The 25,087-nt window shown below is 44.7% G+C and carries 21 protein-coding genes; 1 reads left to right on the top strand and 20 read right to left on the bottom strand.

Annotated elements, in window-relative coordinates; all coding sequences use genetic code 11:
* Nucleotides 1-19: 19 nt before the first annotated feature.
* From AB5916_RS11725 to AB5916_RS11665, 13 genes are all read right to left on the bottom strand, one after another.
* The gene (locus AB5916_RS11725) at nt 20-1,525 is read right to left on the bottom strand and encodes an ATP-binding cassette domain-containing protein (protein ID WP_368190982.1); all 1,506 of its coding nucleotides are present in this window, start codon (nt 1,523-1,525) and stop codon (nt 20-22) included.
* Nucleotides 1,522-2,571, bottom strand: a complete 1,050-nt coding sequence (locus AB5916_RS11720; RefSeq protein WP_368190981.1) for a sensor histidine kinase — start codon at nt 2,569-2,571, stop codon at nt 1,522-1,524. The genes AB5916_RS11725 and AB5916_RS11720 overlap by 4 nt, the downstream gene beginning before the upstream one ends.
* A 15-nt stretch (nt 2,572-2,586) precedes the next feature.
* Entirely contained in the window at nt 2,587-4,179 is a 1,593-nt protein-coding gene (locus tag AB5916_RS11715) for a response regulator (protein ID WP_368190979.1), read from the bottom strand.
* Between the two features lie 172 nt (nt 4,180-4,351).
* A complete protein-coding gene (locus AB5916_RS11710; protein WP_368190977.1) occupies nt 4,352-5,281 on the bottom strand; it encodes an ABC transporter substrate-binding protein in 930 nt (309 codons plus the stop codon).
* Between the two features lie 90 nt (nt 5,282-5,371).
* Nucleotides 5,372-6,388 (bottom strand): ABC transporter permease, encoded by a 1,017-nt coding sequence (locus AB5916_RS11705; protein ID WP_368190975.1) that lies wholly within the window; start codon nt 6,386-6,388, stop codon nt 5,372-5,374.
* Between the two features lie 22 nt (nt 6,389-6,410).
* Nucleotides 6,411-7,922: a sugar ABC transporter ATP-binding protein gene (locus AB5916_RS11700; RefSeq protein ID WP_368190972.1), complete on the bottom strand. Its 1,512-nt coding sequence runs from the start codon at nt 7,920-7,922 to the stop codon at nt 6,411-6,413.
* Between the two features lie 202 nt (nt 7,923-8,124).
* Nucleotides 8,125-9,138: a LacI family DNA-binding transcriptional regulator gene (locus AB5916_RS11695; protein ID WP_368190969.1), complete on the bottom strand. Its 1,014-nt coding sequence runs from the start codon at nt 9,136-9,138 to the stop codon at nt 8,125-8,127.
* A gap of 180 nt (nt 9,139-9,318) precedes the next feature.
* The gene (locus AB5916_RS11690) at nt 9,319-10,251 is read right to left on the bottom strand and encodes a MetQ/NlpA family ABC transporter substrate-binding protein (RefSeq protein ID WP_368190968.1); all 933 of its coding nucleotides are present in this window, start codon (nt 10,249-10,251) and stop codon (nt 9,319-9,321) included.
* 75 nt (nt 10,252-10,326) lie between these two features.
* A complete protein-coding gene (locus tag AB5916_RS11685; protein WP_158420854.1) occupies nt 10,327-10,986 on the bottom strand; it encodes a methionine ABC transporter permease in 660 nt (219 codons plus the stop codon).
* Nucleotide 10,987: 1 nt separating this feature from the next.
* The gene (locus tag AB5916_RS11680; RefSeq protein WP_158420886.1) at nt 10,988-12,004 is read right to left on the bottom strand and encodes a methionine ABC transporter ATP-binding protein; all 1,017 of its coding nucleotides are present in this window, start codon (nt 12,002-12,004) and stop codon (nt 10,988-10,990) included.
* Nucleotides 12,005-12,213: 209 nt separating this feature from the next.
* Nucleotides 12,214-13,125 (bottom strand): LysR family transcriptional regulator, encoded by a 912-nt coding sequence (locus AB5916_RS11675; protein ID WP_368190966.1) that lies wholly within the window; start codon nt 13,123-13,125, stop codon nt 12,214-12,216.
* Nucleotides 13,126-13,147: 22 nt separating this feature from the next.
* Entirely contained in the window at nt 13,148-13,480 is a 333-nt protein-coding gene (locus AB5916_RS11670) for a branched-chain amino acid transporter permease (RefSeq protein WP_158420856.1), read from the bottom strand.
* Nucleotides 13,481-14,221, bottom strand: a complete 741-nt coding sequence (locus AB5916_RS11665) for an AzlC family ABC transporter permease (RefSeq protein WP_368190965.1) — start codon at nt 14,219-14,221, stop codon at nt 13,481-13,483.
* 298 nt (nt 14,222-14,519) lie between these two features.
* Here AB5916_RS11665 and AB5916_RS11660 point away from each other — a divergent pair, with 298 nt between their 5' ends.
* Nucleotides 14,520-15,521 carry an asparaginase gene (locus AB5916_RS11660; RefSeq protein WP_368190964.1) on the top strand — a complete coding sequence of 334 codons (1,002 nt, stop codon included), beginning with the start codon at nt 14,520-14,522 and terminating at the stop codon, nt 15,519-15,521.
* A 7-nt stretch (nt 15,522-15,528) separates the two neighbouring features.
* Here AB5916_RS11660 and AB5916_RS11655 read toward each other — a convergent pair whose 3' ends face one another.
* The 7 genes from AB5916_RS11655 to AB5916_RS11625 all read right to left on the bottom strand — a co-directional run bounded on the left by AB5916_RS11655 (nt 15,529) and on the right by AB5916_RS11625 (nt 25,033).
* Complete coding sequence (locus tag AB5916_RS11655) at nt 15,529-16,605, bottom strand: galactose ABC transporter substrate-binding protein (protein WP_158420859.1); 1,077 nt, start codon at nt 16,603-16,605, stop codon at nt 15,529-15,531.
* Nucleotides 16,606-16,616: 11 nt separating this feature from the next.
* Nucleotides 16,617-17,618: a sugar ABC transporter substrate-binding protein gene (locus tag AB5916_RS11650; RefSeq protein WP_173726825.1), complete on the bottom strand. Its 1,002-nt coding sequence runs from the start codon at nt 17,616-17,618 to the stop codon at nt 16,617-16,619.
* Nucleotides 17,615-19,435, bottom strand: a complete 1,821-nt coding sequence (locus AB5916_RS11645; RefSeq protein ID WP_173726824.1) for a sensor histidine kinase — start codon at nt 19,433-19,435, stop codon at nt 17,615-17,617. Before AB5916_RS11645 ends, AB5916_RS11650 begins: the two co-directional genes overlap by 4 nt.
* 22 nt (nt 19,436-19,457) lie before the next feature.
* Entirely contained in the window at nt 19,458-21,056 is a 1,599-nt protein-coding gene (locus AB5916_RS11640) for a response regulator (RefSeq protein ID WP_368190962.1), read from the bottom strand.
* A gap of 132 nt (nt 21,057-21,188) precedes the next feature.
* Nucleotides 21,189-22,181: a beta-methylgalactoside transporter gene (locus tag AB5916_RS11635; RefSeq protein ID WP_158420863.1), complete on the bottom strand. Its 993-nt coding sequence runs from the start codon at nt 22,179-22,181 to the stop codon at nt 21,189-21,191.
* Between the two features lie 18 nt (nt 22,182-22,199).
* Nucleotides 22,200-23,705, bottom strand: coding sequence for a sugar ABC transporter ATP-binding protein (locus tag AB5916_RS11630; protein ID WP_158420864.1), 1,506 nt, complete (start codon nt 23,703-23,705; stop codon nt 22,200-22,202).
* Between the two features lie 176 nt (nt 23,706-23,881).
* Nucleotides 23,882-25,033 carry a substrate-binding domain-containing protein gene (locus AB5916_RS11625; protein WP_368190959.1) on the bottom strand — a complete coding sequence of 384 codons (1,152 nt, stop codon included), beginning with the start codon at nt 25,031-25,033 and terminating at the stop codon, nt 23,882-23,884.
* Between the last annotated feature and the right edge of the window lie 54 nt (nt 25,034-25,087).

The following is a 25,087-nucleotide window of genomic DNA, read 5'->3' as shown; positions in this document are numbered from 1 at the left end:
AGATCATGCAGCTGCTCAGTCACCTGTTCCCCTCCGGCTGCTTTCTTATCGCAGGATAAGAATGTGACCAGGGAAGCGGAGGCATAATTCCGGAAAACTCTTCTCTCTGAAGTTCTCCGCCTCTGCCGCCTTTATCCAGAATCAACAGCCGGTCTGCCATTGCCAGAGAATCGGACAGATTCAAAGACAAGATTACAACAGAGATCCCTTTGTCCAGGAATTTCTCCAGCATACTCCAGATATACATACGGTGCACCAGATCTGCCCCCATAAAGGGCTGTATGCAAAAAAGAATCTCCGGCTTTTGTAAAAGTATTCTTGTGTATACCAGCTGATACTTCTGTTTTTCGCTTAAATTTTCCACAGGCATGTAAAAAACTTCTTCGCCCAAAACCGATGCATACTCCCTGAAAATGCTGTTTCTTAATCGGTGGTCATGCCAGATTGACGGCACCTTCTCAGCCAGACAGATGCAAAGATTATTCATATAATCCAACTCCGGGAAGATCATGGTTTTCGTGGCACGCTCCTGTACCACTGCGATTCCCTGATTGCCACAGATCCGGCTTTTTTTCCCATGAAGACGGATCTGTCCTTTTTCCGGAAGCAAATCCCTGGTAAGAATCTGGCGCATCTCTTCCATAGCGCCTGCATCCAGGATCTGTACGGCAATGCATTCTCCTTTATTCACCTGAAAATGAAAGCTGTCTGCATGGCTTTCTCCATACCCATCCCATTGAAAAAGAATTTCTTTTTCCTCATGATCCGCTTCCCTTTTCTTGGCGTGAAACCGCACCATATCATTGTATTCGGACATATAGGTCACCGACGGATCATGCTGCATTTCCTCCGGTCCCATCACCTTCAGGATCCGGCCATTGGAAAATAAGGCACATCTGTCACAGATACTGACGATCTCCTCCAGATGAGAACATACATACAGAAAGGAAAATCCCTTGTCTACATAATGATGTATAATGGCATGAAGCTTTTCCAGTTCATGGTTACTGACCAGTGCTCCCACCTCATCCAAAACGATCAGCCGATACCCCATAATCACGGCTCGCAGGATTTCCACTACAATCCTCTCAAATGCAGACAGCTCCCCCACTTCTTTATCGGTTGGTATATCCAGTCCGATGTCTTTAAAAAAAGGCTCCAGCTGCCGGTTCAGGATCCGGGAATGTATCACCCACTGTCGGAACCCAGGTCTTAACACAAAAATATTATCTGCTATATTCAGGTTGTCTGCCAGGGAACTTTTCTCCTGGATAATACTAAGCCGGTTAGCTGTCCTGCGGCTGTCCTTCCAGGTATTTACCTTTTCGCCCCTATAATATACATATCCGTCATACAACGGCAGATTTCTTGCCAGAAGCTTCAGGACTGAAGATTTTCCATGGCTGGTCACAGGAAGAAGTCCCATCACCTCTCCCTGATAGATCTGCAGATTGAAATCCTTCAGTTTTACCACCTCATCTTCAATATAAGTGACCCTTTCCATTCTGAGGACTTCATTTCTCATGCAAACACACTCCTGTTTTTGATCTGTCTGTCATCATTCAAAATCGGAATAGTGATCTCCACATCTGTTCCCTCACCAGCTACAGAATATACATGCATTCCATATTCATCTCCAAAAAGCAGATGAATCCGGTTATTTACATTCACCAAAGCGATTCCGCCTTGTTTCTCTTCCTCATCATGAATGGTTTTTGTGGATTTTCCAAGCTTCTGATTCAGCCGTGCAAGAGTCATTTCATCCATACCAACCCCGTCATCAGAGATACGGATGATCAGACGATCCCCAGTGCACTGAAAACGAATATATAAATTACCGCCTTCGATTTTCAATTCTATCCCGTGGATGATACTGTTTTCCAGAATAGGCTGCAGGGTAAGCTTGGGGATCCTGCAGTTCATGATCCGCTCATATTCTTCTGCGTCATACTGGATATGCAGCTTCAGCCTGTCCCCAAAACGATATTTCTGAATCCCGAAATAAGTCTCGCAGTTATCCAGTTCTTCTTCCACAGATACCAGATTTTCGACCTTCGTGATCGTGTAGCGAAAAAATCGTGCAAGAGCCTCTGTCATATCCGCAACTCCGTCAAGACCTGCAATAATGGCTTCCCCACGAATACTTTCCAGTGTATTATACAAAAAGTGGGGATTGATCTGATTTTGAAGAGCCAGGTACTGAGCCTGTCTTTTATTCAGATCCATGTACTGTGGAGAACGCAAGATCTGATCTACCATCTGCATCTGCTGTCTGGTGGCAGGTGTCAGGTTCAGAAGCTCCATATCATCTTTTTCAGAAAAGAGATACCCCTCCAGAAATCGGTTCATCATCTGTTCGCACCGAAAATAAGGCCGTACCAGCCAGAACCAGCAGGTTACCGGAAACAGTACTGCCACAGCTGTAAAAAGGCCGACACACCACCAAGGCGCCTGCTCTTTATTTGCCAGTAAGATCAAAATACACGCAAACAATGCCAGCAGGGCAGATATGATGATCCCGGCTGCCAGTGCCCGATTTGAAAGATATTTCAGTTTGTCCCGAAGCTTCATATTCGCACCCTGCCTTTATCCATAAAGTTTTCTATATGTAGATGGCTTTATCCCTGCCGCTTTTTCAAAGGTATGTGTAAAGTGCTTCAGATCATTATATCCTACCTTACGGCAGATCTCCGTTACCGGCAGATTGGTTTCACGCAGCAAAAGCTTTGCCTGTTCCATCCGGATATTGATCAGATATTTTGCAAAGCCTTCTCCCTCCGTTTTCTTAAACAAAACGCTAAAGTAAGCCGAACTCAGGCCTACCTGCTCACTTACTTCCTCAAGGGTGATGGGGTCGCTGTAATGATTCTGTATATATTCCTTTGCTTTTCGTACAGGACGTATTGTATCATTTTCATATCTTTCAGCCTGCTCCTTCAGGTATTTTTCCTGAAAATCCACAAGGCAGCCGAAAATCTCTTCTGCTTTTCCACACTGTCCACACTGTTTCCGAAAGCCCTCAAGTACTTCTGTACGGCTCTGGATCTGGATACTGGCAGTAAAAATATCCGCAGCCCCATATACAAGCTCCAGGATCTGCCATCCTTGCACCCCAGGCTGATGATTCACAGCTTCCTGCAGCTCTCTTACTGCCTCAGTTCCATTAGGAATACTGAAAACCTCCACGGCATGGCTGATCCTCCTGAGATAATCATTCAGGAGCTGGCTTTCCGGAAGATCTGACGGCTGTCCTAAACGCTCCAAAAGCCTTCCATTGCCTCTTACCAGCCGCTCCTGAATAAGCTTTCTTGTCTCCTGCATAGATTCACCCAGGCGGCAAGCCTCCTTATAAGCCGTCCCTGCTGCAATGGAAAAGCTGACCTTCCGGAACATATTTTTCTGAATGTCCAGTTGTGTCAGACTACTTTTCAGACTTCTGCGAATCTGTTCCTTTTCTTTTTCAGGATAATTCAGAATCCCGTAGCAATAGTCTTCCCTGGTAAGAACCACCAATTCCCGTCCCGGTGCTTTCAGATTCCTTTCCAGTACTTCCTCTACCTTCTCCATCAGCACATCCGTATGGGTTCCACGATTTTCCCGTCCGTAATCTGCTTTCACGCAAAAGGCCTGGAAAACTCCAGGGCTGATTTGTAAATGGTAGATCCCTGTAAGGGATTCCTCCGATACAGCCTGTTCTGGCTGATCCAAAAGGCGGTGGAGCAGGTTAGCTCTTAAGTGGTCATCATCCCTTCTGCTTCTGTTCACCAGTTCCTGATGGGACTGCCGGGATTCCTTACGCTCACGGATTCTCTTCTGAAGCTTCTGTAAAGTCTCTTTAAGTTCGCCTTTATTCACCGGCTTTAAAAGATAGTATCCAACTCCATAGCTGATGGCCTGCTGGGCATATTCAAAATGTGCATATCCGCTGATGATCACCACTTCCAGATCTGGATCTGCATCCTTTACCCTTTGTACCAGTTCCAGACCGTTGCATCCAGGCATGCGGATATCTGTGATCAGAATATCCGGCTGGCAGCTCTGTACCGTCTCGCAAGCCTCTTCCCCGTTGTGAGCCACCCCAACAACCTTCATCCCCAGTGAATCCCAATCCACCAGTGCCTGGATCAGCTGACAGATCCTTACCTCATCGTCAGCGATCACAACCTTTAAGATTTCCATAGTCTTCCCCGTCCCCTTTAAAACTATATCTTTGATCATTGGTAACAGTACCGCACCTTACAGTTACTATTACTATTATTCTTATAATAATACCTTTTCTTTCAGCAGGCAAGAAGGGGATGTTGCCCTCTGGCAGCACCCCCGGTATTGGTCAGGATCATTTCTCTCCTTATTATTTATCAGAATCCTTTGTAAGTACAGATACGCCTGTGTCTGTAACTTCGCCACCAAGATCCTCGCCGCCGATTGCTCTTACAGCTGCTTTTACGCCTTCGGAACCCATAACATCCGGATTCTGTGCCATTGTGCAAAGAAGGTAGCCATCATCGATCAGATTCAGGATCGCATCAGATTTATCAAAACCAACGCCGATAATATCTGTATTTCCGGAAGCCTTGATTGCATTTCCAGCACCTGTGGTGGAGCCTTCGTTGCATCCGAAGATACCTACAACACCCTGTGTAATATAGTTTTCTGCAATACTCTGAGATTTTGCAGCATCACCTTCGCCATACTGTGTTTCCATGATCTCAAAGTCAGATCCGTCAAAAGCTTCTCTGAAGCCTTCTTCACGATTTACGCAGGAATCTGTTGCAGCATTTACATTGATCACACCAATCTTTCCGGAAGTTACGCCAGCTGCTTCCAGCGCTTTCTTCATTTCTTCACCGGCTGTTTTTCCTGCAGCCTTATTATCAGTTGAAAATGTTGCTTCTGCATCTACATTTGCAGGAGAATCCACATAAATGATCTTAACATCCTGATCTTTTGCTTCCTGAAGTGCGGAAGAAATAGCATCCGGTCCGTTTGCGGCTACCATGATCGCATCATAGCCACCTGCAACTGCATTGTTTACACACTCGATCTGCTGTGCATCATCCTTGGTATTTGGGGACATGAAATCAACTGTTACTCCCAATTCCTTTGCTTCTTCCTGTGCGCCTTCATTTAAGGAGATCCAGTGCTGGTCAATTGAATCCATAGTGATCAGCGCGATCTTTTCGTCACCAGTTGCCTTTACCTCATCTTCTGCATAAACAACTGCACCCATAGAAGTGATCATAGATACTGCACATACCATTGCCAAAAGTTTTCTTTTCATTGTAAAAATCCTCCTGTAATATTTTTTATATAACTATCCGCCTTCTCATCTGCGGTTTAGTTCCTGTTATGAAATTCTTTCTGATTTTGCTTATTTTTTCTTATGTCTTCCGAACTGTCCGCTTCTTACCACTACATCCAGAAGAACAGCTGCTACAACGATCACGCCGATCACTACCCTCTGGATGCCTACCTGTGCACCGATCATATTCAGTCCGTTTTCCAGCGTCTGCCATACTGCAGCTCCTGCAAAGGTTCCAAGAAGAATACCAGTACCTCCAAGTGGGGAAACACCCCCGATTACACCAGCAGCAACACCATACATCTCATACATGTTGCCGGCTTCCATATTTCCCATTCCTGCCTGTGCACAAAGGATAAGGCCTACAACACAGGAACACACAGAACTTACCAGATATGTTTTCACTGTGGTAGAAACTACATTTACGCCGGAAAGCTTTGCTGCATCCACGTTGGATCCGATAGCATAAATATGGCGACCTGTACGTGTTTTGGAAAGGATAAAGAAGAATACTACGAAAATGATCAGTGCGATCCAGAATGTGTTGTAGATCCCCAAGGTCTTTCCATAGTAGAAGCAGTTCTGGAATGTATCTGCTGTATCTTTTCCAACTCCTGTCGCAATGGCATCTGTGTTACGGTTGCCGTTTACCATGTAAGCAATACCTCTTGCAACAAACATGGTGCCAAGGGTTGCGATAAATGGAGGAAGCTTGAATTTTCCCACCAGATATCCGTTCACCACACCAACTGCCAGACATGAAACCAGTGCAATCACAATTGCAAGTACCGGGTTCATTCCGCCGGTCATCAAGGTTGCTGTGATCATAGCACTCATGCCTACCATAGATCCAATGGACAGGTCAATGTTTCCTGTGATCAGTACATAACTCTGTGCAATACCGATCAGCAGGTATTTTGACATAGAACGCAGCAGATTCAATATATTCTGTCCAGAAAATACTGCCGGATTAATGATACCAAACGCAATATAGATAATGATCAGTCCCACAAATGCTGTGAGTGCTGCCCCCATTCCCCTGATTCCCACAAATTTCTTGAAGGGGCTTTGTTGTTTATTGTTCATCTTTCTTTCCTCCCATCCATCGTCAGTTACTCTGGATTCCTTTATTTTCAAATGCTGTTGCCATTGTCAGGATCTCATCCTGACTGGCCTCTTTTGCCATAACCTCTCCAGTGATCCTTCCATCACACATAACGATGATCCTGTCTGCGATCCCCATAACCTCAGGCATTTCCGAGGATACAAACATAACTGCAATTCCCTGATTCTTCAGGTCATTCATCAGATTGTAGATCTCAACCTTTGCTCCTACATCAATTCCACGGGTGGGCTCGTCAAAGATCACAACTCTTGAATCTCTTGCCAGCCATTTCCCAACTACTACTTTCTGCTGGTTTCCTCCCGAAAGATTGCCGGAATCAATTTCCACATTTGGTGTTTTGATCCGCAGATCCTTCACTGCTTTCTCACACAGCGCATCTTCTTTTGCGGAATTAACTACTCCCATTTTGCTGCACACCAAATCAAGATTTGGAAGAGCCAGATTCTGTCTGATACTCAGCTTTGTGCACAGGCCATCCTTTTTACGGTCTTCAGGTGCCAGCACCACGCCATTACGGATCGCATCCATAGGGCAGCTGATCTGGATCTGTTTGCCGTCCACATAGATTTCTCCGCTATCCTTGGGATCTACCCCGAATATGGCTCTGGTGGTCTCTGTCCTGCCTGCGCCCATCAATCCGGCAAATCCTACGATTTCACCTTCATACAGAGAGAAATTGATATTTCTCACCATTTTTCCTGCATTCAGATTTTTTACCTCAAAGATCTTTTTCCCTTTCTCGCATTCTACCCTGGGGAATTTTTCCTTAATCTCGCGGCCAACCATATTGCGGATGATCTCATCCATGGTCATATCTTTGAAATTACCGCTGGTAATATACTGGCCATCTCTCATAATGGTAACTCTGTCCACGATATGAGACAGTTCTTCCAGTCTGTGGGAAATGTAAACAATCCCTCTTCCTTCATCCCTCAGCTTTCGGATGATCCTGAAAAGATCATCGATCTCTTTGGCCGTAAGAGAAGACGTAGGCTCGTCCATGATCAGAATCCTAGCATTAATAGAAAGAGCTTTTGCAATCTCCACCATCTGCTGTTTAGACACCGGAAGATCTCCAACCACCTGATCCGGGCTGATATCAATGTGAAGATCGTCCAAGATCTTTTTTGCTTCCTTCTGCATCTTGCTGTTGTTCAAGGAAATACCGCCCTTAATCTCCCTGCCAAGGAACATGTTCTCTGTTACCGTCAGATGACGGCACATATTCAGTTCCTGATGAATGATAGCGACTCCGGCTGCCTGCGCCTGCTTTGGTGTCAGGTTCTCGTAGGATTTCCCGAAAATTTCCATTGTGCCCTCATCCCTGGTATATACACCGCTGAGGATCTTCATCAGTGTAGATTTACCTGCACCATTTTCTCCCAGCAGCGCCATAACTTCTCCAGAACGCAGCTCAAATTTCACATGATCCAGGGCTTTTACACCTGGAAAACTTTTGCTGATATTGTTCATGGAGACAATGACCTTATTCATTCCATTCCCTCCCTCATCTGTTTTGCTTTCCTTTGTTGATATTATCTTAACCCAACCTGCCGGATTCGAAAAGAGGGGGGAACTTTTGCTTTAGGGGGGGATTTTTTATGCAATTATGTGGAATATCATTTCCTGAAACAATTCCCACAGAATAAGAAAAACCACCGTATTTTCGGTGGCCTCTCTTATTATGTAATACAGATCAGACAGTTTCGGTAGAATGCCTTCGCTCCAGGGCTACCGGGATCACTGTCATCTTTTCTTTTATCTTTTTGTGGTTGATCAGGTCCAGTACTGACTTTCCTGCTGCAAGGGCAATGGATCTGGTATCCTGGGTGATCGTAGTGATAGACGGATTGCAAAATTCTGTGAGGGAAACATTGTCAAAACCTACTACCTTTACATCTTCCGGCACACGGTACCCATGCTGCATCAGCACCTGGATACACGCCAGGGCGATCCGGTCATTGGTAGCAAAGATACCGTCAAAATAACAGCCCATCACCTTAAGTACCCGCTCCATCATAATCCTGGCATCCTCGTAATCCGGAAAGATCCCGATCTCCAGCTTACCATTATATGGCACTCCTGCCTCTTCCAGTGCTCGCAGATATCCTGCTTTACGCTGTCGAATGGTAGACGCATAACGCAGATCCCGCATCAGAAGAATATTCCTGCAGCCTCTCTCCAGCAGCTCCCGGGTGGCCAGATATCCCCCTTCTTCATTATCCGACTGGATCAGCACCTTTGCATTCTTTGGACAACGGTCAATGTAAACAATAGGGATCGTCTCTACACTGCTGATATTCTTAATCTCATCCTGCCCGGAAATATATATGATCCCATCCACATTCTTCTGGATCAGATTGTGGATATACATGTCCTCCAGTTCATAATCTTCATTGGAGTCGCAGATCAGCAGGGAATAATGATGTTCCAGGAAAAAAATATCCAGTTCATGGATAATTTTTGCAAAAAATTCATTGGTAATATCCGGCACGATCACTCCGATACAATGGCTGCGGTTGGTACGCAGGCTGACTGCATTCCCGTTGGGTGTGAACCCACATTCTTTAACTGTTCGCAGTACCTTTTCTTCTGTTTTCTTGGAATAACCTCCGTTCCCATTCAGTACCCTGGAAACAGTAGCTGTAGATACTCCTGCCAGCTTTGCCACATCTATGATGGAAAGCTTCTTGTCTGGTGTTTCCTTCATATCTTTTATTGCCTCACATTATCATTCTTATTCCTATGATAAAGGATTTGCCATGTTTTGTCAAAAAGAAGAAATCCCGCAGACCAAACATTTGTCTGATCTGCGGGATCTATATTACTGCCGGTTTCTGCTGTCATACATTAAATAAGTCTCGTCACAACCTGCATGTCAGGATCTTATTTATTCTGCAGTATCCTCTGCTGCTTCTGTATCAGCTGCTGCTTCTGTGTCAGCATCTGCTGCGTCCTCAGTATCAGCTGCATCTGCAGTATCCTCTGCTGCTGCATCCTCTGTGCTGTCATCGAAAGGAATTACAGCGCCATCATATTTCTCATTAATGAAGTCTTTAATCTCATCGGATTTCAGAGCTGCTACCAGAGCTTTGATCTTGTCGCTATTCTCATTTCCTTCTTTTACCGCGATTACGTTAACATATGTTTTAGCTGCTTCGGAATCGGATTTTTCATATGCAAGAGCGTCTTTTGCTACAGAGTATCCAGCCTGAAGAGCATAGTTACCATTTAATACGATATATGCTGTCTCATCTGCCACACGTGCAACCTGCTCTGCTGCCAACTCAACGATCTCAACATTGTGAGGATTCTCCTCAATATCATTTACAGTAGCTTCCAATCCAACACCGTCTTTCAGAGTGATGATACCATTATCCTGAAGAAGAAGGAGTGCTCTTGCTTCATTTGTGGTGTCATTCGGTACTGCAATGGTATCTCCGTCTTCCAGATCATCCAGGCTGTCTTTTGTTCCCGGATAAATTCCAAATGGCTCGTAATGGATGCCGCCGGCATTTACCAGATGTGTACCTTTCTCTTCGTTAAAGCTGTCAAGATATGGGATGTGCTGGAAGTAGTTCGCATCAAAATCACCGCTCTCTACAACTTCGTTTGGCTGTACATAATCATCAAATACAGTAACCTCCAAATCATAGCCTTCTTTTTCAAGGATTGGCTTTGCCTGCTCCAGAATCTCAGAATGAGGTGTCTCGGAAGCTGCCACTGTGATGGTCTTGTCATCATCATCTGCAAATACTACAGTTGTGCCTACGGTACCAAGTACAAGTGCTCCTGTAAGAGCTGCTGCGATTAATTTTTTCATAATATTTTTTCCTCCGTTAATCTTTAATTATTTTATTAATTCTCTTATTATTTTGTTATTTCTTTTATTATTATGTTATTTTCTCTTATCCAGTCTGTTGGCGATCATCATACCAATGGACTGGAACAGCTGAACCAGAAGTACCAGCAGAACAACGGTAACGATCATGATATCAGCCTGCCATCTGTGATATCCATATCGTATGGCAATGTCTCCAAGTCCGCCGCCGCCTACTGTACCGGCCATTGCGGAATATCCAAGGATCGTACCTGTTGCAATGGTAGCTCCTGAGATCAGTGAAGTACGTGCTTCCACAAGCATAACCTTGATCACGATCTGCCAGTTGCTCGCCCCCATGGATCTTGCTGCCTCGATCACTCCCGGGTCCACTTCATTTAGAGAAGACTCTACCATTCGTCCGATAAAAGGAATGGCTGCAATGGTCAGAGGCACGATGGTGGCCGTTGTACCATAGCTTTTCCCTACCAGAAATCTGGTAAGTGGGATCAGAAGGATCAGAAGGATCAGAAATGGGATACTTCTGAAAATATTGGCGATCACATCCAGAATCTTATATAAAAGTTTGTTTGGCTTCAGTCCTTCTTTGTCAGATACCTTTAAGAGCACACCAAGGGGCAGTCCGAAGGCATAACCCAGAAGGGTAGATACCAGTGTCATATACAGGGTTTCGCCAACTCCTGCTATGATCATATCTGTTACTTCTTTTGTCCACATATCAGTCTGCCTCCCCTATCTCAAGTCCATGCTCTTTCAGATACTCTTTCATTTCTGCAACATTACTGCTGTCTTTCATGAATTGAAGTATCATTTCTCCTTTGGCAACACCACCTACATTCTTGGTATCAGCCTTCAGGATATTTACCGGTTCATGGAATATAAGTACAAGATTGGCGATCACCGGCTCGAAAGCGGAATTCTCTGAAAAAACAATACGGATCTTCTCGCCGCTCTGGATCTCAGGCTTTGTGACTACATGCTCCACATCTGCGCCTGTATCCCGGCTGATCAGTTCCTTTGCCACCTGGGATTTAGGATGATTGAATATCTCAGCCACCAGTCCCTGCTCCTTCACTTCACCGTCTTTCATGATCGCTACATGAGTACAGATCTCACGTACAACAGCCATCTGATGTGTGATGATAACAATAGTGATCTGGAATTTCTGGTTGATGTCCTTTAAAAGCTCCAGGATAGAGGATGTGGTCTGGGGATCCAGAGCACTTGTAGCCTCATCACAGAGAAGGATCTGCGGATCCGATGCCAGTGCTCTTGCAATAGCAACTCTCTGCTTCTGACCTCCTGAAAGCTGTGCCGGATAAGCATTTGCCTTATCTGCCAGCCCTACGATCTCCAGAAGCTCCAATGCTTTCTTTCTTGCTTCCGGTTTCTTTTTTCCCTGTATGTATAAGGGAAAGCATACATTTTCCAGAACATTTTTCTGCATCAGCAGATTAAAATGCTGGAAAATCATTCCGATTTTTTCACGCTCCTTCCGAAGCTCTTTCTCTGAAAAATCTCCAAGAGATTTCCCATCTATAAGAACCTGGCCTTCACTTGGTACCTCCAGGAAATTCATACAGCGTACCAGGGTGCTTTTCCCTGCGCCGGACATTCCAATGATACCGAAGATATCGCCGGATCCGATTGATAAGTTTACATTTTTCAGTGCCTGAACCTCTCCCTCTTTTGTGGAAAAAGTTTTGCACACATTTTGAATCAGGATATCGGACATGTCACTTGTTACCCTTTCTTTTTCTTTCATCGTCGATAGTGATACTATACCACCTCTCTATGAAAAGTGGTAGTTCTTAATTTTTAGCGCTAGTTATAGCTTGTTCCTATAGCCGTGTGGGACGTACAAAAGTCCGTCACTGGCATTTACCCCATAGCTTTTACTGACTCCTTATGGGTAAATGCAGAGTGCACAAACGCAAATAATCTTTACCGCAGGGCCTTATCCTTATATCTGGAAATCTCCTCCAGGTACTTCTGCCCTAACGGACTTATGGTTACTCCACGGCGTACCAGATATCCGATGGTCATCACCTCATCGGACTTCAGTTTTACAGCACAGTAATCAGAGCCATTCAGTTCCTCACAGATGATGCCGGAACACAGGGTATAGCCATTCAATCCTACCATAAGGTTCAGAAGAGTAGCTCGGTCGTCTGCTTTGATCAGCCTTTTGTATTCATAAGTACTCAGCACCTCTTCTGCAAAATAAAAGGAATTATATCCTCCCTGTTCAAAAGACAGGCAGGGGTATTCCCTTAATTGCTCCAAGGTAATCTCTTCTTTGTCTGCCAGCGGATGTCCTTTCCACATATACACGTAAATACTACATTCCAGGATCTTATGGAATTCCAGGTTGGACTCATGGAACAGCTTGGTAAGCACTTTTCTGTTGAAATCATTCAGATATAAAATGCCGATCTCGCTTTTAAAATTCTTCACATCCTGGATCACGTCATAGGTTCTGGTTTCATGAACTGCAAATTCGTATTCATCCATACCAAACTGCTTGACCATCTGTACAAAAGCACTGACAGCAAAGGTATAATGCTGCATGGATACACTAAATTTTTTTCTTTCTTTTTCTTTGGATACGTACTTGGACTCTATCAATGCATACTGCTCTACCACCTGCCTTGCGTATCCCATAAATTCTTCTCCTTCCGGAGTAACGGATATGCCCCGGTTGGTTCTTCTGAAAAGCTCAACCCCTATCTCTTCTTCCAGCTCCTTGATGGCAGAAGACAGGCTGGGCTGGGAAATATACAGCTTTCTTGCCGCCTCATTCATAGAAGAAGAATTTGCAACCGTGATTGCATACCGCAACTGGGTTAATGTCATAATACTCCCCTCCTTTTCCCTGTTAAAACACAAGCTGTACAAGAAGCATATAAACCACAGTTCCTGTTCCTATGCTCAACAACACATTTTCCTTCCATTTATGCAAAACAACGATGACCGCAATGGCAATCAGTTCCGGTATCCCGTGAGGTGATCTTATCAGTGACACATTTCTCAGGCAATAAACCACAAGAAGTCCCATCATTGCCGGTGGCAGAACCCTTCCAAGATACAGCACGGTCTTCGGTGGTTCCTTGGAATCGGGGAACAACAGAAAAGGAGTAAATCTGGTGATCATCGTCCCCAGCGCCACTGCCAGAATCATGATCATCGTCTGTGCCGGTGTTAAAAACATTTACGCATCCTCCTTCTGTGTTTTTTTACTTTTCCCCATAAACAGAAGCACTGCCATAATGATGATCATGGATGGGATCACCATGTTTTCGGATCCAAAGATCATAGCTGCGATCACGGCTCCTGCGATCCCGATCATACCATAGCTTCTGTTTTCTTTTTTCTTCATCTGTTCCATGAACAGCACCACAAATAACGCTGTCAGCACAAAGTCCAGACCTGTAGTATCAAATGTAATCATTCCGCCGATCAGCGCCCCTGCCACTGTAGCGGCTGACCAGTAAAAGTAATCCAGAAAAGTGATAAAAAAATAAAACAATCCCTTTTCCACATCTTCCGGCGGCTCCACACTGGACACTACGGAAAAGGTCTCATCGCACAATGCAAAAATAAGGAAAAACCTTTTCTTTCCAAGACCTTTATATTTACCCAGCATGGATATTCCGTAAAACAGATGTCTTGCATTGATCATAAAGCTGAGTAAAAACGCCTGGAGGGGGTCAAATACAGTGGTCAGAAGCGGCACCATTGCATACTGTACACTTCCTCCAAATCCGATGGCGCTCATAAGAAATGCCCACAATACTCCATAGCCATTGGATGCCATCAGAAGCCCATAGGCGATCCCAAGCGCAGCAAAGCCTGTGAGTACAGGAATCGTGTAAGGAAATGCGGCTTTAAAAGCCCGCAGGTATCTGCTCTTTGTTCTGTCTGTCTTTATCTGCTGCAATGTCTGTTCCATCCTGTCTTCTCCTGCGTTTATTATTATTCCTATGATAGTTTTATCCCCTGTATTTGTCAATAAGCAGGTTATGGCTTTCGCCGATAGGTAGCTCATATGGCTTTTCAGACTTTCTCTGATAGGTAACTCATATAGCCTTACAGACTTTCTCCGACAGGTAAACCCACCTTGACAAAGGATTTCCGGACAAAGTAAAATGATCTTAAAATAGGCTCTGTGATAAAACAACAATATACAGATAAAGCTTTTATACAGATAAAACTTTTGATCTTTCAAAAATGATCTTTTCGGAGGTACCATGAAGAAAATCTTACTGATCGCCACAGGCGGCACCATTGCATCCAAATATACCAAGGACGGCCTTTCCCCTCAGATCTCTGCGGAGGAACTTCTCTCCTATATCCCTGCAGCGTCCGCCTTCTGCACCATTGATACGTTGCAGCCCTTTTCTCTGGACAGTACCAATATAAGCCCCCAGCACTGGATCCAGCTGGCGGCTCTCATTGAAAAAAAGTATGAATTTTATGATGGCTTCGTGATCTGTCATGGCACAGATACCATGGCTTACACTGCAGCTGCCCTTTCCTACCTGATCCAGAACAACCGGCGTCCTGTAGTGATTACAGGTGCGCAAAAGCCCATCGACCTGGCTATTACCGATGCCCGTTCCAACCTGCTGGACAGCCTGCGTTTTGCCTCCCATGACCGTGCCCACGGCGTGTCTATTGTATTTGGCGGCAAAGTCATTGCAGGAACACGGGCAAAGAAAGAATTTTCCAAAAGCTATAATGCTTTTTCCAGTATTAATTATCCGGATATTGCTTCTATCCATGATGAACGGATCATCTTCTATATTGATGATAAAGACCAATCCACCAGACCTCTTCAGTTTTATCATGATATGAACCGAAAGATCTTTTTATTGAAGCTGGTTCCAGGCATTGACGGACGTATCCTGGATATGCTGGCGGATTCCTATGACGGACTGATCATAGAATCCTTTGGGGTAGGAGGGCTTCCGGACTATGGAGACTCCAGCTTCCAGGCCTCACTGGAAACATGGATATCCTCCGGCAAGATCGTCTGTATGGCTACCCAGGTCACACACGAAGGCAGTGACCTGGAAGTATATCAGGTAGGCAAAATGATCAAAGAGCGTTTTCCTATCCTGGAATCCTATGATATGACTCTGGAAGCGTCTGTAACAAAGCTGATGTGGGCACTGGCCCAGACCCAGGACTATGACGCCTGCCGTCAGCTTTTCTACACAACCGTAAATCATGACTTGCTGTTTGTTTAAGAATATCCTATTTCTTCATAAGAAGCATCTGGATCTCACCCAGGTTCTCCTGGGTGACGATCCTGTAAGGCATACGGATGTACTTTCCGTCCTGAAGCTCATACTCCTCCGGAAGTTTTGTCCCTGCCGTGATAGATCTTGCCAATTCCAGCATCCCATCTGCCTGTCCCGCTGCATCATTTAGCACAGTTCCCAGCATTTTCCCATCATTGACTGCGTTCAGTCCCACTGTTGTACCGTCGATCCCAAGTACCATGGGCCAGTCCTGGGAATCCGGATCATAACCTGCAGCTTCCAGCGCATCCACTGCGCCAAGTGCCATATCATCATTATTGGCAAGCACTACCTCGATCCTGTTTCCGAACCGCTCCAGGAACTGCTTCATCTTATTTGCAGCCTGATCCCTGTTCCAGTTAGCGATCTCATCGGAAAGCTTCTCTACCAGATAACCACTTCCAGTGATCTCATTGATAACAGACATGGTGCGTACCATAGAATCGTTATGGCCGGCTTCTCCTTCCAGCATAATATACTGAAGTACTCCGTCACCATTCTTATCAATACGGTTAAAATCCTTTTTACATTTTTCTACCAGAATATCACCCTGCAGTTCTCCTGATTCAAAAGCATCTGCGCCTACATAATACAGCTTGTCCCACCGTTCCAGATCTTCCTGTACCAGTTCCCTGTTAAAAAAGATCACCGGCACATCACTAGCCTGAGCCTTTTCAATAATGGTGGACGCATCTGTCCGGTCCACCAGATTAATGCAGACCACGTCCATCCCATCTTTAATAAAATCATCCATCTGATCATTCTGGATCATCTGGCTTTTATTGGCATTTTCCACATCCATAGTGATGGAAATCCCCCAGTCTTTTTCCCTGGTCTTTGCATAGTCCTGAAAATTAGAAACCAACTCTGACACAAACGTATCATATTGATCATACACACTGATCCCGATCTTCAGATTTTTCCCATCCTGCTCCTTCCGGCTCTGACCTGTTCCGCATCCGGAAAACACAATAGCAGCAGTTGTAAAGACTCCTATGGTCCTGTATATTCTTTCTGTTTTTTTCTTCATCTAAGCCTCCGTCAGATGCTTGGGAAAAGCAGACGTTCATTGTCTGACTCATATAAAGTATCCTGTGTAACAAGCTTGTACTTTATATTGACCTGCTCCGTAAAATAACCCTTTTTTTCTTTATCCACCAATGTCTGTATTCCCTCATACCCCATGTTAAACTCATTCTGGTATACAAACCCCTGCAGCAGCCCATTATCCAGATCTGTAACCGTCTGCAGAGTATTCCCGATCCCGTAAATGCGGAAAGTTTTTCCTTCCTGTTCCCTGGAAGAAGCTTCTCCCTGCCATGCAGCTGCAGCTTCTTCTGTAGAAACTTTATCCAGAGCCGCAATATACTGTCCACATTTCTGGAAATTGGTTCCAATATACAATCGTAGGCTGAAATCCCCTTCCTTCCTGGAAAGATCCTGGATCTCCACCGGCGGCTCAGCTTTTTTCAGCTGATCCACAAGACCTTCATATCTCTGGCTTACACTGTCCCGTTCCATATATTCACGGATCACTGTCACTACACGCTGACTACCCTGTTCTTCCATATCCTTCAGGATCTTTTGCCCCAGTGCCTGGCCCATACCATAATCATCCCCGGTAATGCTGAAATAATTACTGCTGCTTATGCCTGAAGCCCCGGTTTCCAGTGCAACCAGGGGTATCTGGATATTATCATCTTTCAGTGCGTCTCCCAAAGCCTTGCTGTCCACCGCTGCAAATAATATCCCTGAAACTCCGGAATCAATCTCCCGGCGTATCAATTCTGCCTGCTCCTGTGCCGTATCTCCTGTGCTCATATTCACATAATTCACTTTCAGCCCGAAATCTTCCTCAGCCTGACGGATCCCCTCCAGAAGGGTAGTCCATTCATTGTCCGTATTCTGATATAAAATAACGGAATACACAGACGGACTGTCCGAAGTGCCGCGAATTGCCCCATAATAATAGGACACAGCAAGAAGCACCACCGCCGCAAAGATCACTGCCCAGATGGCAATATGGTTTCTTTTTTGTGTCATGCTTCCACCTCCCCTGGCGCCTTTACTTCTTCTGTCTTTGGCAGATGGATCCTTACTATGGTTCCCTGATCCGGCTCGCTGATGATCTTCAGTCCGTATGCTTTGCCGAAATAAAGCTGGATCCTCTGATGTACATTCCGAAGACCTATACCTGATCCTTTACTTCGTATTCGGGTATCATCTGTAAGAAGCCTTTCCACCTGCTCCTCTGGCATACCAAGGCCGTTATCTTCCACCTCAATAAACAGATCTGATCTTCTGGTGTAGGCACGAATGGTGATCTCTCCGTCACCATCCATATATTCCATGCCATAATAAATCGCATTTTCAATCAATGGCTGAATGATCAGCTTGATCGTCTTATACTTTTCAATTCCTTCCTCGATCTCAAAGCAGGAAACAAATTTATTCTTATATCGGTATTTCTGAATATCCAGATAGCTTCTGGCGTGCTGCAGTTCATCCCCTACCGTAATGATGTTTTTTCCTTTGGAAAGGCTGATCCTGAAAAGCCGTCCCAGTGCCTGTACCATAGATACTGCATCATCATACTGTTCTGCCTCGATCATCCACATAATGGAATCCAGTGTATTATAAAGAAAATGGGGATTGATCTGTGACTGTAAGGCATCCAGCTCACTTTTCCTTTTCTCTTCCTGCTCTTTTACAATGTCATCCGTCAGCTTGCGAAGCTGCTTCACCATACTTTTGATGGTTTCCCCAAGATGCTGGATCTCCGGCGGCCCGCCAATGTAGATCCCTTCCCCGGCTCCTTCTGCCAGTCGTTCCTGCTCCACACCTATGCCGCGCAGAGAATCCTCCAGGCTCTTCAAAGGCATGGACACACGTACTGCCACAAACTGGTTGGCAAAGATCATAACAAGTATAGAAATAATGATTATGATCACCGCCATGATCCTGGTCTGACTGAAATTTTGATAAAAATTAGTCATAGGCGTAACACTGACGATCTTCCATCCGGTATAACCTACGGTTTTTACCATCACCATCCGATCCTGTCCCTGGAAATTCTCTCTGTGAAGACCATCACTGTAGCTGACTGCCTGCTGGTTATTTTCTTTCAGCATATTGGAAAAAATCAGGTTCTGCCTTGGATGATATATGATCTTGCCATCCCCATCCACAAGATAAACATAACTTAATTCCTGGCTGTTGACCTTTGTAAAAAGCTGGCGGATACCGCTGAAATCCATATCAACAAGCAGAATACCGCCGGACAGCTTACCATCACTGGTCAATTCCACACCGCGGCTTAAGGAAACTACCCAGTAATACCTGCCGCTGCTGTTTTCAAAAATATTTTGTACGTGCAGTTCGGAAAAATGCAGATTCTCCATTTTGTCCTTTGCGCTGGTAAACCAGGTCTGATCCTGGATATCTGCGTTATCTTTCATAGTGCCCACAGGCGATGCCCCGATCAGCTCTCCCTCCTCTGTAAAGCAGGAAATACTCACCAGATTGTCTTTATTTACTTCATACAGAAGATTTAATTCCTGACTAATGTCATCCCTTGCAAAATCCACATTTTTGATCACATTGTAATACATCGCATCAGAAATACGCATCATATTCCGCAGGTAAGTATTTAAATTCATTTCCACCTGTCCCAGAAGCTGCTGGGTATCCTGGATCACTACATCTTCGGAAGCCCGTCCGTAGCTTTGATAAAGAAACACTCCGATAAATGCCATTCCCACAAGAGCAACAAAGGTAAATGAAAGAGAGATTAAAAACTGCATCCCCCGGTTATTTACAGCATTCGTCAGCTTCCTCCATAATTTCCTGATCTGTTTCATCCTGCTCTCCTGTTACTTATTGTTATAGACTTGCCCTGTATTTTGACGGTGAAATCCCGTATTCCTTCTTAAATACATAACTGAAGTAATTTGGTTCCGTGTAGCCTACTTCTTCTGCGATCACATATGTTTTGTCCTCTGTAGTACGAAGCAATTCCACTGCATGCTCCAGTCTTACTTTTGTCAGGTATGCCACAAAGCTTTGTCCCACTTCTTTCTTGAAAATGGTAGAAAAATATGCAGCACTTACATTCAGATGGCGGCACAGGGTATCCGCTGACAGATCGTTCTCCATGTAATGCTCATTAATATACGCCTTTGCCTGCTCCGTCAGCTTCATGGTGGAATCTGTCCTCTCATGACGGAGGGTATGCCGCAGATTGGTGCACACGTCCCGCAGCCAGTTCTCCAGTTCATCTATAGAAACGTGTTTATATAATTCCTGCCAGGGTACATCCATTTCCCCGAAAATCTGCCTTGTCTTAAGCTTGTAGGATCTTCCGATCTTCATAAGTTCCGTAATCAGCTCCATGAATATCAGCTGGTATTGATTTGGGGTAATGGAAAAACTGCGGATGCTGTCCATAAACTGCCGGATCGCCCCATCTGTCTCATCCCGGTTTCCCAGCTTTACTGCCCGCACCAGATTCTGAAAATCATATTCCAGAAATGATACCGCATCCTTGGGGCTTGGCTCTATATCATGAATGTACAGTACCCGGTTGCCTCCCATAATGGTCCTGTATTCCATAGCACTTCTGGCTTCCTGATAAGAAGTGGTCAGATAATCCACATGGTCGCAGATCTGTCCCACTGCTGCAGTTACCGGCACTTTCAGCACACGATCCCCCATCTTACAGATCTGATCCAAATGATACAGTGCTTTCTCCATTTCATTTTTATCTTTCAACATAAAAATAATAATGATTTCGTCCAGATAACTGATACTGTAAAAATGCATCCGCTCATTCAGATAATCCCTGGACATATCCTTCAGGGAAATACTGAGCAGCTGCTGGTTCTGCCCTGCCGTCTCTCCGGAGCCTGTATCTACATATAGCAGGGATACCACATAATAAGGTGCCCTGAAATCCATTTCATAGCTTTCCAGCATATTCTGCGCCCGCTCTCCGGTCACCTTTCCTTCCAGGATACCCATAACCAGCTGTTCCTGCATAGCTGGAAGGCTTTTCTGATAATATTCATATAACCGGTTCATATTCCGATGTTCATTGATCTCATCATCCAGTTTCTGCCGAATCCTGGTCAGAACCTCTTCCATATCCTTTACACTGATGGGTTTCAGCAGATACTCCTCTGCCTCCAGATGCACAGCCTCTCTGGCAAATTCAAAATCATCAAATCCTGAATAAATGACCACCTTGATATTACGATAATTCTCTTTCAGTTTCCTGCAAAGAGTCAGGCCATCCATGTAAGGCATTTTGATATCTGTCATCACCACATCAATATGCAGCTGCTCTGCCATTTCCAACGCTTCCTGGCCGTTTTCCGCAGTCCCTGCCAGGCAGAATCCCATAGCCTCCCAGTCAATCTTTTTCTTCATGGCACGAAGCACATCCATCTCGTCATCTACCAGTAAAATCTTATATAAATCCATAATTTCTCATCCCATCCGTCTTTTTCGTTTATCCAATACAACACTTTCTATTGTATAAAAAATCCCCACTGAATACAAGGGTATCCAGTGGGGAAACGTAAGCTTCCAACCATTTTTTGGCTCTTACACTTATTATTTTTTAACAATGTATTTTCTGATATCCAGAGCGATTGCAACAACGATAACGATACCCTGTGCAATGTACTGCAGGTTCGGGTTCAGTCCAAGGAACTGCAGAGCAGATTTCAGAAGCTCGAATACTGCAACACCGATGATAACACCGGAGATCTTACCGATACCACCGTTTACAGAGACACCACCGATTGTACAAGCTGCAATAGCCTCCAGCTCATATCCGTTACCCATCTGAGTAGAAGCACCACCGGATTTACCACCAAGAAGGAATCCTGCGATTGCATACATACAAGCTGCTGTTATATAGATGATGATCTTTGTCTTCTTAACATTAACACCGGAAACCTCAGCTGCAACCTCATTACCACCAATTGCATACATGTATTTACCATGACGTGTATAGTTGAATACGAACCAGAAGATTACTGCTGCAATGATCAGGTACAGGAACAGAAGCGGGAATACACCGCCGATCTTTCCCTGTGTAACAGCTGTATAATCTGCACGGTATCCACCGATGGGCACGTTGTTTGTAACAACCTGCGCAATACCATAAACGATCATCTGCATACCCAAAGTACCGATGAATGCAGGTACACTTAAATAAGAAATAACAACACCATTGATCAGACCAAATACTGCACAGAGTGCCATACAGATCAGAAGAACTACCCATACATTCAGCTGTGGGAAATCAGGCCATACTTTACCAGGTGCATCTGCTTTCTGAAGCATGATACCGGAAAGGCAGGCAGAAAGACCAACCATACGTCCTGCAGAAAGGTCTGTTCCTTTCGTGATCAGACATGCGCTGACTCCAAGTGCAATGATAACACGAGGTGCTGCGTTGATAGCAAGGTTCATAATGTTTCTGAAGCTTCTGAAGTTAGGCTCTGTAATACTTACATAAATTACCAGCAGCATCAGAAGTACGATAATACCGTTATCCAACAAAACTTTTTTAAGATCAAACTTTTTTGTCTTATCCATTTTATTATCCTCCTTCGCTTAGAACTGTGTTGCGAAATACATGATGTTTTCCTGAGTTGCCTCATCACCGGAAACCTCTCCGGTAATCTTACCGTTACACATTACCATGATACGGTTGGATACACCGATCAGCTCAGGCATCTCAGAGGAGATCATAATAATACCTTTTCCCTGCTTTGCAAGACTGATCATAATCTGATAGATCTCATATTTTGCTCCTACATCGATTCCTCGGGTAGGCTCATCCATAATCAGTACATCCGGGTTATTTGCCAGCCATCTGGAAATAATAACCTTCTGCTGATTACCACCTGACAGAGACTGGATCAATGTCTTGCTGCTTGGTGTTTTGATACTTAATTTTCCAATATTATCCTGAACCAGCTTTTCAATCTTTCCGTTGTTCAGCTTCACGCCGCCCTCTACATAATGGTCAAGGGATGCAATCGAAATATTATCTGCAATAGACAGGCATCCAAGAATACCACTTCCACGACGGTCCTCTGTGATCATGCCGATACCATTGCGGATAGCATCTTTCGGGCTCTTGATATTCAGTGGCTTTCCATTCAGCTTTACTTCGCCGCTGGTAGTATGGCGGATACCAAAAATGGCCTCCATCAGCTCTGTACGCTGTGCTCCAACCAGACCGCCGAATCCAAGGATCTCACCTCTTCTCAGCTTAAAGGAACAGTTCTTGAAAGAATTGCTGTGAATGCTGGTAAAATTGTCTACTTCAAGAAGTACATCTCCCGGTGTGTTATCAAGGGGAGGATAAATATTTGTAAGCTCACGGCCTACCATGTTTTTAACAATATCATCATCACTGATGTTTTTCATTTCCCATGTACCAACATAAGTACCGTCTCGCATGATGGTAATATCATCAGAGATCTTACGAAGCTCTGCCATCTTATGGGAAATAAATACAAAGGACACGCCTCTGTCACGTAAATCACGTACAATACGGAAAAGAGCTTCTACCTCATTATCTGTCAGAGATGAGGTGGGCTCATCAAGAATGATCAATTTTGCCTCCTGTGAAACTGCCTTGGCAATCTCAACAGACTGCATCTGTGAAATGGATAAATTCCCAAGTCTTTTCTTTGGGTCAAAAGGCATCTTAACATTATCAAGCCATTTCTTTGCCTCTTCATTCATTGTTTTGTGGTCGATCACCTGAAGTGGTCCCACTTTCTTAGTCGGAAAACGGCCAAGATACATATTCTCAGCGATCGTCCGCTCCGGAACAGGCTGCAGCTCCTGATGAACCATTGCCAGTCCGTTATGTAATGCTTCATCCGGATTGTTAATGTCGACCTTCTTACCGTCTACATAAACTTCTCCTTCATCCATATGGTAGATACCAAACAGGCATTTCATTAGTGTAGACTTACCTGCGCCGTTCTCTCCCATAAGGGCGTGGACGGTTCCCGGCCGAACCTTAAGATTTATCTTGTCCAGCGCTTTGACACCCGGGAAGCTTTTGCTTACACCGCGCATCTCCAATCTATATTCTGCCATCCCACTCTCTCCTTTCCTGGATATTGGCCGAACAGCCATTGTAATCGTAATCCCTGTTGTAACTGTTCAGTATTTCTGGCATATTACCTACTGAATCGTCACATCCTGTTCATAAAATCGGGTGTGTCCTTCAGACACACCCGAAATGTTCAGTCAACTGTCAATGCGAATCTGAATTATTTGATTTTGTCAAGAATTTCCTGTGCGTTGTCAGCTGTAACTTTTACATAGTCAACCATGTTTACAGGATCAACTTCCTCGCCTTTGAGGAATTTAACTGCAAGGTTAGCAGCACCCTGAGCCTGGCTGAAGTAATCGTTGAATACTGTACCTGTGAAGTTGCCATCAACGATATTCTGAACAGCATCTGTAAGAGCATCAACACCTACAAGGTAGATATCCTTGCCAACTGTTCTGCCAGCTGCCTGGATAGCCTGAAGAGCACCAAGAGCCATAGCATCGTTGTTGCAGAATACAACTTCTACATCATCGCCGTACTGTGTAAGGGCATCCTGTACGATCTGCTGTCCTTTAGCCTGATCCCAGTCACCTCTCTGAAGAAGAAGCTCATCAACTTCTACACCAGCATCTGTAAGAGCTTTGATGGAGTACTCTGTTCTGTACTGAGCATCGATGTTCTCCGGATCACCCTGAACCATGATATAGGAAACTTTGCCGTCGCCATTGATATCACCTTTGTTCTCTGTCTCAAGGATCTCTTCGCCCTGGAATGTACCGGACTGTCTAGCATCTGCACCGATGTATGTAGCTTTCAGTCCATCAGAAGCCCATCTGTCAGACTCTGTCTCATCTGGCTGACGGTTGATATATACTACAGGAATACCTGCTTCGTTGCACATATCTGTTACCTGAGGAGCGGAAGAAGACTGAACAAGGTTCAGGATCATAACATCAACCTGATCTGTGATGAAGTTGTTGATCTGGTTGGTCTGCTCTGCCTGGTCATTCTTACCATCCTGTACGATTACATTGTCAGGATTAAATCCAAGATCCTCGGTAAGATAACGAACTAACTCTGTACGATACAGTGTCATGAAGTTATCTGTAAACTGATAAATACTGATACCGATCTTAGCGTTATCTACATCAACGCCTTCCATATCTGGTTTTGCAAGGAGATCACTTGCTGCCTCTGCTGTATCATCTGCAGCTTCTTCTGCATCAGCATCCTCAGCCTCTGCATTTTCCTCTGTTGCTGCCTCATCTGTAGTTTCCTCAGCTGCGTCCTCTGCAAATACAGCTGTTGATCCGATCATTGTTACTCCCATTGCTACACAAAGTAAGCTGGCAAGTACTTTTCTCTTCATTGAAAACGTCCTCCTTTTATTGCGGTTCGTACCGCTCTTGATGTTTTATATTTT

This window comes from Blautia sp. 1033sp1_1033st1_G9_1033SCRN_220408 (assembly GCF_040929965.1).
Lineage (GTDB): Bacteria > Bacillota > Clostridia > Lachnospirales > Lachnospiraceae > Blautia_A > Blautia_A ammoniilytica.
The sequence above is the reverse complement of the archived record's forward strand: the minus strand, read 5'-3'. Positions and strand labels throughout refer to the sequence as shown.